We start from the raw sequence: 16,678 nt of genomic DNA on the forward strand, positions 1-16,678 counted from the left end.
TCTATATGTGTTTAGCTATTATTAATTATTTTATGTAGCATTAATTTTTTTCCGTACTCGTAAGATTTTACCATAAGGCTAGATTATTGACCATAGTTATTTATGATAAGATTTTCAATACAGCAAAACAAAGAAGCTAATCAGTGAAAGCTAGCTTCTAACTGTTTTTCAATTGGTTTTCAAAATCGTATTCTTTCATCTTAGCATATGCGGCATACGTACTCTTAGCGTTTTCGATAGCTAAATTAAGCTGTTTCTTCTTTCCACCTTTTTGCGGGAAGGAAGAAGCCTTACGGAGCGGCTCTTTCAAAGTAATTTTATCGATTTTTTCTGCGATTAGCAACTCTTTTGGTTGGATATTATTTGGATCTTCGTAAAATTGGTTGATAAAATTGGCTAAGTCTTCTTGGAGCGAATTTTCGATTGGGAAAACATGCCATTTACTACCGTTGATTGCGCCATTTCGGACAAAGAAAACGAAAACACTTAAATGATTATCTTGTTCATAACAGCCGATAATATCACGATTTTTTAGTCCGGGGAAAATAATATGTTGTTTTTCGATGGTTTCATTAATAGCATGGATTTTATCGCGTAGTTCAGCAGCTCTTTCGAATTCCAGTTTTTCGGTGGCTGCTTCCATGTCTTTAGTGAGCTTCCCCTTCACGCCTTTAACATCGCCTTCAAGAAAACGACTAATTTTTTGAATTTGTTTTTTATATACAGCGGGTTCAATTTCTGCTTGGCAAGGTCCTAGGCAAAGTCCTAAATGATAGTACAAACACGGACGTCCCGGCTTTCCGTCACATCTACAAAGCGGATATAATTTTTCAATAAGTTCTACCGTTTGCCTTGCTGAAAACCGACCAGGATATGGACCGAAGTAGTGCGCGCCATCTTGTTTCACTTCAAATACGACTTCGATATGCGGATTTTTCTCATTCGTGATTTTAATATAGGGATAACTCGTTCCTTCTTTTAACTGGATATTGAAAGGAGGTTGATATTTTTGAATTAAAATCATCTCGAGAAGTAGTGCCTCTTTTTCGGAGGTAGTGATAATTAGTTCTAAATCACGAATTTGTCTTACAAGTCTTGCAGTTTTACCGATTTGTTTACTATGAAAATAAGACTTTATACGGTTTTTTAAACATTTAGATTTGCCAATATAAAGTATTTCGTTATTTTCATCTCTATAAATATAGCAACCTGGTGATTCAGGTAATAAGGTTAATTTGGTTTGTAATTTGTCATCCAAAGGGCTTCCCCTCCTTCTAGAACATCTATTCTATTCCTACTTGCTGTTTTTGTAAAGACGAAAAAAGAACTAGCCTAGGCCAGTTCTTCTTATTTGTTATTTCCCCCAAACGTCTTCTGCGATTTTGACGACGTAACGTAATTTGTTCCATTGCTCTTCTTCACTTAAAATATTGCCTTCTTCTGTAGAGGCGAATCCGCACTGTGGGCTAAGGCATAATTGGTTTAGCGGCACAATCTCACTCGCTTCTTTAATTCGTGCTTTGATTGCCGTTTCATCTTCTAAATCCCCTGTTTTAGAGGTGATTAAGCCGAGAACGATTTTCAAATCTGGGCGCGCTACATATTTTAGTGGTGAAAAATCTCCAGAACGTTCATTATCATATTCTAAAAAGAAACCATCGATATTTAGCTTGCCAAATAATGTTGCTGCAACTGGTCCATAACCGCCTTCTGCTATCCACGTAGAGCGGAAATTCCCACGACAAATGTGCATCGTAATAACCATATCTGCTGGTTTATACTTGATAGCTTCATTAATAAGCGTTTTATATGTTTCTTGCAGTGTATCGGGGTCAAAACCTCGCTCACGTACAACTTCACGCTGTTCATCAGAGCATAAATAGCTCCACGATGTATCATCTAATTGTAAATAACGACAACCGGCATCATAAAAGGCTTGAATCGCTTTTTGATAAGCAGCCGCTAAATCAGCCACAAATTTATCAGCATCGTCTATATATGGCTGATACTCCATGTCACCACGATAATGAAGCATCGCCGGACTTGGAATCGTTTGTTTTGCTACATGATTTTCACCAACGGCTTCTTTTAGGAAAATAAAATCTTCTATAAATGGATGCGTCGTGAAATCAATTGGACCTGTAATTTTCACCGAATGAGATTTTGTTTGGACTTTGCTAAATTGAATGCCTCCCGCCGCATCGTATCCTTCTACCCCATCCAAATTCTCTAAGAAATCAAAATGCCACCAAGCGCGGCGAAATTCGCCATCAGTAATTGCTTTTAAACCCACTTCTTTTTGTTTTTCAACAATATACTTAATTTCTGCATTTTCAATTTCACGTAATTCTTGAGTTGTAATTTCGCCACTTTGGAATTTCTCGCGTGCCTCTTTAATTGCCTTTGTCCGTAAAATACTTCCAACATGATCTGCATAAAATGGTGCCACTTGATTCATTTTCTTCGCCTCAATTCTAGTTATTTTTATGTACAAAAAAACTTTCCCCCAAAAGACAGCTTTTAAGGGAAAGAGTGATTTACCTGTTTCGCGTGCCTTATCTGTCAGTGATACTGCTGGATTTGGCACCGTGAAAAGTCCGGTTGCCAAGGCTTCACTGGGCCAGAACCCTCCACCTTTCTTGATAAGTTACTATGTAATTGGTTCTTATTATATCGTTTACTTCTCGTGATTGTCAAATTTATTTCTGAATATTTATGCTTCTGCGATAACTTCGATTTCAATGTCAGCGTCAAGCGGTAACTTGGCTACTTGGAAAGCACTTCTTGCGGGGAAATCACTGGAAAAGAAAGTAGCGTATACTTCATTCACAGCTGTAAAATCATTTAAATCTTTGAAGAAAACAGTCGCTTTAATGATTTTATCTAGTCCAGAACCCGCTTCTTCTAGTACGGCTGCTAAATTTTTAAAAGCTTGCTCAGCTTGTTTTGTTGCGCCTTCTGCTAATTCTCCAGTTGCTGGGTTAATACCAAGTTGACCTGATGTGAAAATAAGTCCATTCACTTTTACAGCTTGTGAATATGGTCCGAGTGCTTTTGGGGCTGACGAGGTTTGAATAATTTCTTTTGCCATTTTATCCCTGCTTTCTTTTGTGGTATGCTTTTATTCTAATCAATAAAGTTAGTTTTAGCAATAAAGGGGGATTTCTGAATGATTTTAACGATATATTTAATCGCGATAACGCTTATTTCTTTTCTATTATTCGCTGTTGATAAACGGAAAGCAATTAAACACGCATACCGGATACCTGAATCGGTACTACTTCTCTCCGCATTTCTTGGTGGTGCCTTTGGTAGTTGGATGTCGATGCAGTTGTTTCACCATAAAACGCAAAAGCCGAAGTTTCGGATTTTAGTGCCACTTGCGATGGTTTGGACTGTTGGGGTTTTGGTTTGGTGGTTGTACTGAATTAACAAGCTAAATTTGTCGATTTTTTAGCTTTTATAATGTTCAAATTCCCAGCAGAAATAGTTTTGCAGTGCTTGACAGGAGTCATCTCAATTGTCTTTTAAACATGATTTCTATCTTTGATAAAAGTAATTCATAGCTATATTTTAACAGTCTTTTTGTACAGTTCTTAAAATTAGTAAAACACTATAACAAATCTATTATGTCTAATAGCAAAAAATACCGACCAGAGAAAACTGGTCGGTATTTTTATTCTATCTTTTATTAATTTTTCCTTCTTAATTTCTTTCTACCTCTCATCACCAACAAGAGCATGCTTAGAACAAGTAAGCTCATGCCTGTCCAGATTACCCAAGTGTTTGTTTGGTCACCTGTTTTTGGTAATGGTTTTGCTGCTTCATATGTTGTTGTATGTTGCTTGTTATCAACTACTTTTAATGGTGTTTTTTCTACTGATGGTTTTACTGGATTTGTAGGTCCTGTTGGGTCTGATGGGTCAACAGGTTTTACATTTTCTGCTTTTACTTGAATGTTAGCTGTAACAGAAAGTTGTTCCTTCCCCGCATCTGCAGTTCCTTCATTTGGATCATACGTGTAAATCACTTTGTAGATACCAGCTTTATTTACATCTACTTTACCATCTACTTGGATTTTGGAGAAAGGAATTGCTACACCATCTCGGTTTGTCGCACCTATAAAATTAGCTTCTGCTTCCCATTTTTCTCCATGTGGGATAACGCTATCTTTTACAGTGATTTGAGCTTGGTTTTGGATCACAGTGATATGAGCTACTTTTTTCACTCCATCATAGATATAGCTTACTTCATATGCGCCTGCTGTTTCAGAATCAACATGCCCGGTTACAGTTACATCTTCAAAAGAAATTTGGTCGCCTTTTTTATCAGTAGCGTTATCGAAGTTGTCTTCTGCTTTCCATTTATCTCCTGTATAAATGGTAGAGTCATGCACTTCTAAGCTTGTTTTTCTTGGACTTACAGTGAGATTAATTGTTTTCGAAACACCGCCATAACTATAAGTCACTTGGTAAACACCAACTGTTTCTAAATCAACAGTCGGATTTTCTGAAACGTTGATATTTTGCCAATCTACTGTATTTCCGTCTTTATCTTGTGCACTGTCAAAATTATCTTTGGCATCCCAGCTATCTCCCACATAGATTTCAGAATCATGCGCGTTCACTGCTGTTAAGATGTCTTTTACTTGGATATTAATTGTTTTTGAGACACCGTCATATGTGTACGTTACTGGATATGTTCCAGCTTTATCTGTATCAACAGTTCCTTTAACTTCTATATCAGCAAAAGCGACGGAATTGCCATCTTTATCAAGCGCACTGTCAAAGTTATCTTCTGCATTCCACGTGTCTCCGATGTAAACTGCGGAATCATGTGCGTTCACTGCTGTTAATTTAGCTTTCACAGTTAAAGTGATTTTTTTCGATACTTTGCCATACTTGTAAGTGACTTCGTAAGCACCTGCTTTAGCTGTATCAACGGTTGGTTTTTGTGTGACTGTAACATCTTCTAGGTCAACCGCGTTACCATCTTTATCAAAAGCACTATCGAAGTTATCTTTAGCATCCCATGCATCTCCTACATAAATAGTAGAGTCATGAGCACTGATACCTTCTTTATTTTCTAAAACAGTAACTGTAATAGTTTTCGAAACGCCATCGTAGCTATAAGTGATGGTATTAGTACCAGCTTGATTTGTATTAACATTTCCTGCCACTGTTATATCAGCAAAAGCGACGGAATTACCATCTTTATTAAGCGCACTATCAAAGTTGTCTCCCGCATTCCATGTGTCACCTGTATAAATCGTGGAATCATGCGCGTTCACTGCGGTTAATTTAGCTTTGACAGTAACATTAATTTTTTTAGAGACACCATTATATGTGTAAGTTACTGGATACGAACCAGCTACTGCAGTGTTTACAGTTCCTGTAACTGTCACATCGCTAAACGCTACATTAGTTTCGCCTTCTTTATTTGCTGCACTATCAAAGTTGTCTTTCGCTTCCCATGTGTCTCCTACATAAATAGTAGAATCATGTGCGTTCACTGCTGTTAAATCTTCCGCTACAGTTACTTGAATAGTGACTGAGACTGTTTTGCTGTCTTTAGTTATCGTGTAAGTTAATGGATACACGCCACCTTGATTAGAACCATTTTTTATAGCATTTAGTTGTGTTTGGTTCACTTGTACTAAGTCTAAACGATCTTCGGCACTTGAATTAGCACCGTCTTTTACCTCTTCAAAGGCGGCTGTTTTTGCGAGAGTTAGTGCCTGTGCTTTCGTTAAATCAGTGGCTTCTTTGTACTCCATCGAAAAGTCAGTCGCACCCATGGTATAACCGTCTTGTTGCGCAACCGTTCCCTCAGTTCCAGTAACATATAGTGGAGCTTTGGAGCTTTGTTCTGTTCCAAAAATATCTTGAATTGTAATCGTTAAATCCGTTACATCAATCGTTTTATCATTTGTGGAAACGCCAACTACAGCTGCTGAACCATCTGCTAATGTTTGTACTGTTGCCACTTTTGTATCTGCAACAGTCCATTTGTAACCATTTGTTGTTGCTTTAATATTTTTAAAGAAGCTTGGTTCAATAGTATCTTCGGCAGCTTGTCCAGTTGTTGAAGCTACTTTTGGTAATGTGATTTCTAAATTGCGACCCATTTGCACTCGTTTTTCATTTAGGTTAACTTTTAAATCTTGTGTAGGATTATAAGCGTAATAACCTGCATTTGCGTATTGTGAGCTTGGTTGCGTTGGATCGATTTGTTTCACCCAACCTTTGTCTGCTCCGCTGTATGGAACATCACTATCTAGTGAAATATCTTTACCAATATTTTTCAACGTATACTGATAGCCAGCTTTGTCTGGGAATTTCACTGCATAATTACCATAACCAACGCCATCATTATAATCAAAACTGTATTTACCGTTGCTATCTGTTGTGGCAGTTACATTTTTGTCTCCTACTTTGGCAGGTTGATAAACAGATGTGGATTCATTCCATTTGTACAACTCAACTGTTTCATTCGCTAAAGGTTCATCGCCTTTATCTTTTTCATACAAACCATTAACATCTTTATCATTAAATAACATACCGGCTACTTCGCCAATTACTAATTCAGCACCTACTTTTGTTCCAGATAATGAACCAGCGAACGTATTAGTAATTACACGGTAATACGGGTTGTAGATATCACGTTCACCAATTTTGTTGCCTTCTGTTGCTGAATCAAATGTTTCATCTACTTTAAGTGGTACTTTGAAGGTTTGTGTTTCACCTGCATTAATTTTCGTTTTAACTTTGATTCGAACCATATTTACTTTTTCATAGTCAGAAACTGTATTTGAGTATATGCTTGTAGAATCGTAATTGTTTTCTGTTGCATTTGTTGCATAACTAATGTCGAATTGGTCTTGTTGATCTGAACTAACAGGTAGTGCTCCACTTAGTTTCATATCCCACTTGAAAGGTTCACTTTGGAATTTAGATCCGAAGTCTTGACCAGTTTTTGGAATTGGGATATAAAGCTCAAATTCACTTGCTTCTCCGTTAGAAGCATTCGTAATTTTAACTGTGTAGTCCGCATCCGTTCCTGGTGTGAAGTAGGAAACCGTACTGTCTTCTCCTTCTACATAGGCCGCTTTAGCACCTTCTCCAGCCACGCTTAAGAAGGTTTCTACAGCAACTGTATCTTGTTTTGGAATACTTAAAGTACTACTATTGACAGAAAGTAATCTTTCATTGTCCCTGCCATTTTTATTTACATCTAGCCCTACATCTGAAAAAGAATTAGTAGAAATTGCCGGAGTAACATTTGGGCCACCCCATGCAATGACCTCCTGTGCATCCATATTAATGCTTTTATCTAAAGTTACATCAAACGTTGTATCGTAACTGACATTTAGAAATTTATGTTTAGTAGGATAGCCGACATATACTCCCACTGATACATCCGTTGTTTTTAAGAGGTATACTTTGTCTCCATTATTTGCCGTTTCTTGTTCAACTGTGAAATTAACATCTTTCCCATCCTGATCAGTCAGTTTAATAGAAGAAGGTTGAATTGTTGTACCTTCTATAGCACGTAAATAAACTTCCGGATCATTGAGGACCGTTCTTGTTCCATAAGGATAATCAAATAACGCTAATATAGCTTTTGTGTTGATAGTTTCTCCTGCACTTGCTGTTTTCACCTTTGTACCAGCTTTATTATAGAAAGCTGCAGTACCATTTGCTCCTGTACTTTCTGCACTTGAAACTTTATAAGTTGATATGCCAGATGTTTTCGTGTTAGCTTCATCATCTGCGTCCCAAATTGCGCCTTCAAATTGGACAGATGTAACGCCCGGCTTGATTTTACCGTAAGAAGTAGTGGAGTTCCAACGATAAGTGGCCGAAGCTTCTGTATTCTGATATCCAGGCGCAAAATCTCCTACATTTGCTTTTACTTCTGTGAAATATTCCCCTTCTTCAAGTCCAACTGCTTTTGCATCTAGTCGATACATTTGGTTATTATTTTTAATAAGCGCCCCTTCAAATGTTCGAAAAGCGTCGTTTAAATTTGTTTTATACTGTACTTCACTGATTTTGTTTCCTGAAATAGTGCTATCAAAAGGGATATTGATCATATAAGCTTCCCAGTTAGGGTCAAATTTAATTTGATACATTTGATTTTTTTTCACACCAGCACTATTTTTATTATTGATTTGGATACTGCCACCCCAAGTTTCGTTATCTGGATTGAGTTGACCATTTGCTGTCTTTAAACTCAATTTATTTTCGGTAGTATCAACAACTTTACAATTGTCTAGAGGTGCTAGAGTGGTTAAATCGTTTGTATTAGTTGTTAGTGCATCTGATTCAAATACTTCTCCATCATATGTTGTGATAACTGCATGGGGAGCTTTTGATGTGCTATATGTTCCTGCAGGAGTTCCTTTAGGTACTCTATATTTGACTCCATAAATAGAATTACTAGCAGAGCTGTTGTTTAAGTGCTTATTATTAATCACAACCTTATTTTCATTCGGATAATTAGTAATAGTTACGTTAGAATTTTCCGTCAGCACTGTTCCAGCATTATTTACAACATTTACAAACTCCATACCTTCTGGGTAATAAAGCGTTACTTCGAGATTTTTAGCAATATAAACTGCTGCTCCGCGACTATCTAAACTATTCAATCCGTTCACGACAGAGTAAGATTTTGTATAGTTATAAGAGTCGGTATCATCTGTACTTGCAAGGACTTCTGATAGTCTTTGATCATTATACCAATTACGGAACATTGTTTTTACATGATCTTGGTCAGCATATCCTACAACTTTTTTTCCTTCTGCACGAATTGCTTGTTCTGCAGAAGCAACAGGTGTACTTGCCTCCCCTTTAAATACTTCTGTTTTTATTAGATCATCTAAGTCAAGTGGTCCGTAATATTTTGCTGCATCTACTCGTACAGAAAAAGTAAAGCTCGCTTTTTCAGTTCCTGGACTTAGCTCATAACTAACTGTTCCAAAAGTAGCTTGATTATATGCTTTTTCTTTATCAGGTACTTTTACCGAAGTAATGGCAATTCCTAGTGGATCACTTGCCCCTAAAAAACTTAAAATTCCTTTATCCACATTCGCACTAGCCTGGTAGTTACTCGGCACTGGCAAAGAAACAAAACGCATTCCATCTGGTAAAGTGAAATTTACTTTTTTGCCAGTAGAAGTACTGTCGCCAAAGTTAACTGTCGCAGTTACTTCTTTAATATCACCGTTTGCCCATGCTGTTTTGTTATAATCTGGTATTTTTAGTTCAACTGTTGTTTGTCCAGATTTTAGTGATTTTATATTTTTATTATTAGAAGGAGATTGAATGTTAGCATCTTCTTTTTCAGTTACCTTCTCTGTTTCCGTAGCTTTATTTGCTTCATCTTCAGAAACTATGTCAGATACTTCATAAGAAGCAGTATATGTTTTAGTTTCTGCTTTTTCTTCGCTTGTATTTTGATAGTTAATTAAGAAATTAGTTGTACCATTTTTTTCGGCTTTATAGCTTACTTCTTGGCCTTCTTTCTTCTCTCCATCAGGTGTTTCAATAGTTAAGATTTTCACCTGATCGCTTTTTGGTGTTACTTTAATGGTTAAATCAGCTGATTTTTTGTCTTCTGCCAATTTAGACTGAACTTCATAAGTTAGCTCGTCATTTCCATTTTCTTTTGCAAACACGTTAAGGGCTGTTAAATTTAATTGTCCTAATACTAGGAAAAATGCCATCAACAGCACTAAATAATGTCGCGCTCTAGTTGCTTTAATCATAAAAGAGTTCTCTCCTCCAAGTATATTTTATAGCTGTGAAATAGTGTGTTCTCGTATTTCATTACTTATAATACGTACAAAGATCGCCATATGTACACATGACTAGAGTGAGTTTTTTAAATAAATACTAAATATAACTATTTCATACAAAAGTTCGCCATATAAAAACACGATTTTAGACATATTTTAGACATATTTAGCAAATGAGACACTCTTAAAGAAGTAAAACAACTATTAAAATCGCATGATAGAGCCATTCTTTATAGTTTTTAATATAATCTTAAAACAGGCGTATTAATGTCATATTGGTCGTTTAGTACTTCTATTAGATAAGTTTCTAAAAGAAATTTTATCTATTTTATATACTTGTTATTCACCGATTTCTTTCTAATTACGAAGAAAAAACACAGAAACCCTTAGTTAATCAAGGAATTTCTGTGCTTATATGAATTATTTAAAAAACTTGTTCTGAACTACTTTAATAATCTCCATCATCACAACTGCTGCGAGTGCTAATCCTGCTGCAATCGACCATTCGTGTAAACCAAATGTTGCTGGGATTGAGAAGATTTCGCGAGCTCCTGGTAATACTGTAATTCCGTATAGGACGAAACAAAGTAATACTGCGCCGATGACGTATTTGTTGCTGAAAAATCCTGCGCCAAATGCGGTTTGGACGTTCGAACGAGCTGCGAATGTTTGTAATGTACGCGCTAAGATAAGTGTAGTAAATGCCATCGCGACACTCATCTCTGGTGAAATTTGCATTCCGATATATTGTGAGATGATAACAGCAATACCGATTAATACACCGCGGCTAATAACTGCACGCATCGTTCCGCCGGCAAAAATACCTTCGTTAATATCTCTCGGTTTGCGTTTCATTACATCAGGTTCTGCTTTTTCCATTCCTAGCGCAATTGCCGGTAAGGAGTCATTGACTAAGTTAATAAATAGTAATTGTAGTGCTGTGAACGGGTTAATCCAGTCGAGCACTAGTGCAAATAAAATCGCAATAATTGCGCCTAAATTTCCTGCAAATAAGTAGGAGATGGATTTCTTAATATTATCAAAAACCGTTCTACCTACACCAACTGCATCCACAATTGAAACGAAATTATCATCGGTTAAAATCATCGCGGCAGAGTCTTTGGCAACGTCAGTTCCGCTACCCATTGCGACACCAATATCGGCTTGTTTTAAAGCGGGCGCATCATTGACACCGTCTCCGGTCATTGCCGTTATTTTACCTTTTTTCTGCCAAGCTTTGACGATACGGATTTTATTTTCTGGAGAAACACGGGCGTAAACAGCGATATGTTCCAATTTTTTATCAAGTTCTTCTTCTGGCATGGCATCAAGTTCTTGGCCAGTCAAAGCAATGTCGTCTGCATCCATTAAACCAATATCACGTCCGATTGCTTGTGCGGTTGTTTTATGGTCCCCAGTAATCATGACGGTACGGATACCCGCTTTTTTAGACTCTTCAATTGATGCGTAAACAGCTTCACGCGGCGGATCAATCATTGCAGTTAAACCAACTAGTACGATGTCTTGTTCGTCTTCTAATTTTAATTCGGTTGTGTCAGCTGGCATCCGTTTGTAGCCGTAAGCAAGGATCCGGAGTGCTTGATTCGAAAATTCTTCATTTGTTTCTTTTAGTTTCGTTAAAATCTCTTCTGTCATTGGCTTTTCTTCGCCGTCAAGGAAAACATAGCTACAACGCGCGAACATCACATCTGGTCCGCCTTTTGTTAGCATTGCTTTGTTTTCATTAAAGGTGTGAAGCGTAGACATTAACTTACGATCTGAATCAAATGGAATTTCGCCTTCACGGATGAATTTTTCGCGAATCTCATTGTAGTCTTGATTATTTTTATTACTAAAGGCAATTAGCGCTACTTCGGTAGGGTCGCCTAGTTCTTTACCTTCACTGTTAATATTTGAGTCATTACAAAGTACCGCAATATGAATCAAACGACGCTCCCCTTCTGACCAGTTTTCTGGACTATCCGGGAAATTTTCCTTTGTTCCATCTGGTAAAAAGTAATCGACAACCGTCATTTTGTTTTGGGTTAACGTACCTGTTTTATCGGTACAAATAACACTTGTGGAGCCTAGTGTTTCAACGGCCGGGAGCTTTCTAATAATCGCATGTTGTTTCGCCATTTTGTTTGTTCCAACGGCAAGTACAATCGTTACAATAGAAGAAAGTGCTTCTGGAATCGCTGCTACAGCTACGGCCACGGCAAACATAAAGGCATTTAAAATCGCTGTTGCCATATCCGCTGAATTGTCGCCGAGTAATACGCGACCAGCCTCAACTGCAAAAATAAGTACACAGAGTGCTAAAATACCAATTCCTAATTTTTTACTAAATGATTCTAGTTTTCGTTGTAGTGGTGTTTGTTTTGCTTCTGCTGTTTCAAGTAGTCCTGCGATTTTGCCGATTTCCGTTTCACTTGCTGTACCTGTTACGACAAACATCCCGCGACCATAAACAACGAGGGAGCCACTGAACACCATATTCACACGGTCACCAAGGCCTACTTCATCAGAAATAGTATCAATATATTTTTCTACTGCTTCGGATTCCCCAGTGAGCATGCCTTCATCGATTTTTAAAGAACCACTTTCGAATAAGCGGCCGTCTGCTGGGACAAAATCGCCTGCATCTAAAATAACTACATCGCCTGGGACAAGTTCGCGCGCATGAATGCTTTGTTTAGAGCCATCGCGAATAACTTTGGCAACTGGCGCAGACATTTCTCGTAAAGCATCGAGTGAACTTTCTGCTTTTCTCGTCTGAACTACGCTAATAATTGAGTTGACAATAAGTACTAAAAAGATAATAAGTGATTCAACTACTTCACCTAAAACCAACTGCACCAAGGCAGCTATGACTAAAACGATGACCATTGGATCTTTAAACGTTTCGAGAAAAAGCTTCCAAAGTGGATCTTTCTTTTTATTCTTCAGTTCGTTAAAACCGTATTTTTCTTGTCGTTTTGTAACCTCACTAGTTGTTAAGCCTTGTTCTGTTGCTTCTAGTTGTTTAAATGTATCTGCCGCGCTTTTGCGGTAAATCTCCAATCATTTCAGCCCCTTCCAATCAATCTATGTGTTAAGTATAACAAATCTTAACAGTGAAATAATATTGATAACATGGATAATTTACACACTCTTAACAAATAGCGCTTCCAACTTCCTATTTTAGCGAATAAAGGCAAAAAATAGTTGAAACGGACACAAAAAACAACTATACTACAACCAGAGAGATAACTTAGGAGGGCATGGCATGGATAAAAACGAACAAGTCATGGCAAACGTTAGAGATTTATTTAATAAACTCGCATGGATTAACAAAGTGAAAATGGAAAAAGCGCTTGAGGGATACAAACCTTCCGAAGTTCACTGCATTGAATTTATTGCTAAAAATGAGGACCCAAACGTAACTAAACTCGCGGAAGCTTTCTATATGACAAAAAGCGCGATTAGTAAAATCACTAAAAAATTAATGGATAAAGGATATATTGAAAGCTATCAAAAACCTGAAAATAAGAAAGAAATCTATTTTCGATTAACGACCAAAGGAGCAGAAATCAACCAAGTGCATGATAATTTGCACCAAGAGTTTCTTGACCGGGATAAAGTTGTTTTTGAAGATGTTTCTGATAAACAATATGAGGAAGTTTTACAATTTGTGGATAAATATAGCCGTCATTTAGATACTGAAATGAAGAAAATTTTAGACGAAAAATCAGAATAAACTTAGTAACAGTCTCGCTTTTATTAGTTAGGCTGTTTTTTATCGTTTTATTTTTGTTGACAAGGAAACAAAAAGGAGTTAAGCTATTTATGTTTCCTAGGACACTAATTATATTTCGATAGGAGAATCACATGTCTTCAACTAAATCTTTCATTAATACAAAAACCTTACTTTTTGGTCTTATATCTGTTTTTCTTTGTGGAATGGGCTTCAGTATCATTATGCCTGTAGTTCCTTTTCTAGTTGCACCGTATGTAAGTAATTCTAGTGAACAAGCGCTTATGGTGACGCTATTAACATCTGTTTATGCCCTTTGCGTGTTCTTCGCAGCACCTGGACTTGGAGCTTTAAGTGATCGGTTCGGCAGACGTCCAGTGTTACTAATCTGTTTTATCGGTTCGGCAATTGGCTACTTTGTTTTCGGGCTTGGCGGGGCGCTTTGGGTGCTCTTTCTTGGGCGGATTATTGAAGGAATCACTGGCGGTAGTATTAGCACGCTATTCGCTTTCTTTGCTGACATTACACCCGAAGAACAGCGTACGAAATACTTTGGCTGGGTCAGTGCCGCGGCGGGTGCAGGTGCGGCGCTTGGTCCTGCTTTTGGTGGCGTAATAGCTCATTTTGGATATGCGATGCCGTTTTTCTTTGGGGCGGCTATTACTTTTATTAACTTGGTGTTTGGCTATTTTTACATGCCTGAAACTTTAAAAGAGGAAAATCGCTTAAAACGAATTCCGCTTATACGACTTAATCCTTTCTCGCAACTCCTTAATATCTTGACGATCAAGCATTTAGGTCGCTTACTTATTGCGGCATTCTTGATTTGGATTCCAAATGGATCACTTCAAGCAGTTATGTCTCAATTTGCCATTGATAATTTTAGTTGGAAACCAGCTTTAATTGGTTTGATGTTTTCAATTATGGGGGTTCAAGATATTCTTTCACAAGCCTTTGTTATGCCTAAACTGCTACTTAAACTTAGTGATAAACAAATTGCTATTCTCGGGATGATTGCTGAAATTATTGGTTATGCGCTTATTGCGGCCTCCTCGATTTTTATCCTTCCTCAGCTGCTAGTCATTGGAATGTTTGTTTTTGGGTTTGGTGATTCGATTTTCGGCCCCGCTTTCAATGGCATGGTTTCGAAATCGGCAAGCGCCAGTGAACAAGGGCGAATTCAAGGTGGTAGCCAAGCGATTCAATCACTCGCGCGTATCATTGGACCTATTATCGGCGGTCAAATTTATATCACTCTTGGTCACGCTGCTCCCGCCGTGATGGGCGTCATTTTGATAATTGTTGCCATTTTTATTCTCTATAAAAGAACTCGTCCGCAATTATAAAAAAAGGATTCCAAGTTGGAATCCCTTTTTCTTAAATCGTATTAAATTGTGCATCATATAATCGTTTATATGCACCGTTTTCTTTTGCTAACAGTTCATCATGTGTTCCAGTTTCTGCAATGCCGGTTTCATTTACAACGATAATTCGGTCAGCATGCTTAATCGTAGCAAGCCTATGCGCGATTATTAAAGTAGTCCGACCTTCTGCTAATTCTTCTAATGAAGCTTGAATTACTTGTTCTGTTTCAGTATCCAGGGCTGAAGTTGCCTCATCCAAAATTAAAATTGGTGGGTTTTTTAGAAACATTCGGGCGATTGCTAACCGTTGTTTTTGCCCGCCAGAAAGTTTTACCCCGCGTTCACCAATAATTGTATCTAGACCGTCTGGCATCTCTTCTACCACTTTAGAAAGATGCGCTAGTTTTACGACATGCTCAATTTCTTCATTACTAGCATCTAATTTTCCGTAAGCGATATTTTCACGAACAGTACCGGAAAATAAAAAGACATCTTGTTGCACTACGCCGATTTGCGCTCGTAAGGATGGTAAAGTGAAATGTTTAATATTTTCTGCATCAATAGTAATTTCCCCATCTGAGACATCATAAAAACGTGGCAATAAATTACAAATCGTCGTTTTCCCAGCGCCACTTGGTCCAACAAATGCGACTGTTTCGCCAGCTTTAATCGAAAGGTTAATATGACTTAAGACGTTTTTTCCATCGCTATATTCAAAAGAAACATCTTTGTATTCAATGTCTCCGCGGAAAGCCGAAGCAGGTTTCGCATCTTTTTCATCTTGAATTGCGGGTTCCGTATCCATCACCTCTAGGAAACGCTTAAAGCCCGCGAACCCTTTCGGATAGCTTTCGATAACATTATTGATTTTCTCAATTGGTCGGATGAAAACATTCGTTAGTAAAATAAACCCGACAAATTCACCATATGAAATTTCGCCATTAATGGTAAAGTAAGCTCCGAATAACAAAGCAAATAAACTAATTAATCGCATAAGAAAATAGTTAAATGAAAAACTAAGTCCCATCACTTTGTAAAACATGAGTTTTGATTTTCGGTACGCTTGATTTAAAACTGCAAAACGACCTCTTTCATGCGGTTCGTTGGCAAATGCCTGAACAACCCGAACGCCACTGATTGCATTTTCCACTCCAGCGTTAAAATTCCCTAAATCTTTAAAAATCCCGGTCGTTACTTTGGTCATTCGTTTGTTGAAATAAACAATTAACACTGTCAAAATTGGGACTAAAATAAATGTAGAAATCGCCAGCTTGACATTAATATTTAGCATTAAGAAAAATGCGCCAAACAGCGACATAATTGAAATGAAAATATCTTCCGGACCATGATGCGCCACCTCGCCAATTTCAAATAAATCGGTCGTCATTCGCGACATCAATTTCCCCGTCTTTTGATTATCGTAAAAGCCAAATGGTTGCTTTTGCAAATGACTGAATAAATCTCTGCGCATATCTGTTTCTATGTTAAGACCTAACATGTGGCCAAAATAAGTGACAATGTACTGCATAAAAGTATTAAGTATGTAAAAGAATAACAAGGCAAGTGCAGCAGTAATAATTAGCCCAAAATCTTTTCCTGGAAGTAATGTATCAATCACGTGATTTACAGCGACCGGAAATGTGAGCTCTAAAATCGCAGCTAAAACAGCACAACCAAAATCAATGATAAAAAGTGTCCGATACGGTTTATAATAACTAAAAAACCTTTTTAGAATAACAAACTCCCCCCTTAAAAATAGTCATGGTTCCCATTATAGTG

The 16,678-nt window shown here is 37.5% G+C and carries 9 protein-coding genes and 1 riboswitch; of the genes, 3 read left to right on the plus strand and 6 right to left on the minus strand.

Features of this window, described 5'->3' with window-relative positions; all coding sequences use genetic code 11:
• Positions 1 to 157: 157 nt before the first annotated feature.
• From uvrC to AC4PG0_RS04180, 3 genes are all read right to left on the minus strand, one after another.
• The gene (gene uvrC / locus AC4PG0_RS04170) at positions 158 to 1,258 is read right to left on the minus strand and encodes an excinuclease ABC subunit UvrC (protein WP_492167413.1); all 1,101 of its coding nucleotides are present in this window, start codon (positions 1,256 to 1,258) and stop codon (positions 158 to 160) included.
• A 96-nt stretch (positions 1,259 to 1,354) separates the two neighbouring features.
• Positions 1,355 to 2,458 carry a 5-methyltetrahydropteroyltriglutamate--homocysteine S-methyltransferase gene (locus AC4PG0_RS04175; protein WP_492167513.1) on the minus strand — a complete coding sequence of 368 codons (1,104 nt, stop codon included), beginning with the start codon at positions 2,456 to 2,458 and terminating at the stop codon, positions 1,355 to 1,357.
• 94 nt (positions 2,459 to 2,552) lie between these two features.
• A riboswitch (SAM riboswitch) is annotated at positions 2,553 to 2,649 on the minus strand.
• A 64-nt stretch (positions 2,650 to 2,713) separates the two neighbouring features.
• Positions 2,714 to 3,091 carry a RidA family protein gene (locus AC4PG0_RS04180; protein WP_010990638.1) on the minus strand — a complete coding sequence of 126 codons (378 nt, stop codon included), beginning with the start codon at positions 3,089 to 3,091 and terminating at the stop codon, positions 2,714 to 2,716.
• A gap of 78 nt (positions 3,092 to 3,169) precedes the next feature.
• Here AC4PG0_RS04180 and AC4PG0_RS04185 point away from each other — a divergent pair, with 78 nt between their 5' ends.
• Positions 3,170 to 3,427, plus strand: a complete 258-nt coding sequence (locus AC4PG0_RS04185) for a DUF1294 domain-containing protein (protein WP_003761210.1) — start codon at positions 3,170 to 3,172, stop codon at positions 3,425 to 3,427.
• Between the two features lie 264 nt (positions 3,428 to 3,691).
• Here the strand turns inward: AC4PG0_RS04185 and lcp are convergent, their stop codons facing one another.
• Together lcp and AC4PG0_RS04195 are read right to left on the minus strand one after the other, a co-directional pair.
• Complete coding sequence (gene lcp / locus AC4PG0_RS04190; protein ID WP_492167412.1) at positions 3,692 to 9,769, minus strand: putative cellulose-binding protein LCP; 6,078 nt, start codon at positions 9,767 to 9,769, stop codon at positions 3,692 to 3,694.
• Positions 9,770 to 10,219: 450 nt separating this feature from the next.
• The gene (locus AC4PG0_RS04195) at positions 10,220 to 12,862 is read right to left on the minus strand and encodes a calcium-transporting ATPase (RefSeq protein ID WP_492167411.1); all 2,643 of its coding nucleotides are present in this window, start codon (positions 12,860 to 12,862) and stop codon (positions 10,220 to 10,222) included.
• A 205-nt stretch (positions 12,863 to 13,067) separates the two neighbouring features.
• On the opposite strand from AC4PG0_RS04195, the gene AC4PG0_RS04200 reads away from it, so the two are divergent.
• Complete coding sequence (locus AC4PG0_RS04200; RefSeq protein WP_003771045.1) at positions 13,068 to 13,538, plus strand: MarR family transcriptional regulator; 471 nt, start codon at positions 13,068 to 13,070, stop codon at positions 13,536 to 13,538.
• A gap of 131 nt (positions 13,539 to 13,669) precedes the next feature.
• Positions 13,670 to 14,881, plus strand: a complete 1,212-nt coding sequence (locus AC4PG0_RS04205) for an MFS transporter (protein ID WP_492167410.1) — start codon at positions 13,670 to 13,672, stop codon at positions 14,879 to 14,881.
• A 31-nt stretch (positions 14,882 to 14,912) separates the two neighbouring features.
• Here AC4PG0_RS04205 and AC4PG0_RS04210 read toward each other — a convergent pair whose 3' ends face one another.
• Positions 14,913 to 16,634, minus strand: a complete 1,722-nt coding sequence (locus AC4PG0_RS04210) for an ABC transporter ATP-binding protein (RefSeq protein WP_492167512.1) — start codon at positions 16,632 to 16,634, stop codon at positions 14,913 to 14,915.
• Between the last annotated feature and the right edge of the window lie 44 nt (positions 16,635 to 16,678).

It is taken from the genome of Listeria sp. MAN/IMW/UF464 (genome assembly GCF_058683955.1).

Coding starts and splice junctions, on each gene's coding strand:
- AC4PG0_RS04180 (WP_010990638.1), bottom strand. CDS start 3,091: ATGGCAAAAGAAATTATTCAAACCTCGTCAGCCCCAAAAGCACTCGGA.
- AC4PG0_RS04205 (WP_492167410.1), top strand. CDS start 13,670: ATGTCTTCAACTAAATCTTTCATTAATACAAAAACCTTACTTTTTGGT.
- AC4PG0_RS04200 (WP_003771045.1), top strand. CDS start 13,068: ATGGATAAAAACGAACAAGTCATGGCAAACGTTAGAGATTTATTTAAT.
- lcp (WP_492167412.1), bottom strand. CDS start 9,769: ATGATTAAAGCAACTAGAGCGCGACATTATTTAGTGCTGTTGATGGCA.
- AC4PG0_RS04175 (WP_492167513.1), bottom strand. CDS start 2,458: ATGAATCAAGTGGCACCATTTTATGCAGATCATGTTGGAAGTATTTTA.
- AC4PG0_RS04185 (WP_003761210.1), top strand. CDS start 3,170: ATGATTTTAACGATATATTTAATCGCGATAACGCTTATTTCTTTTCTA.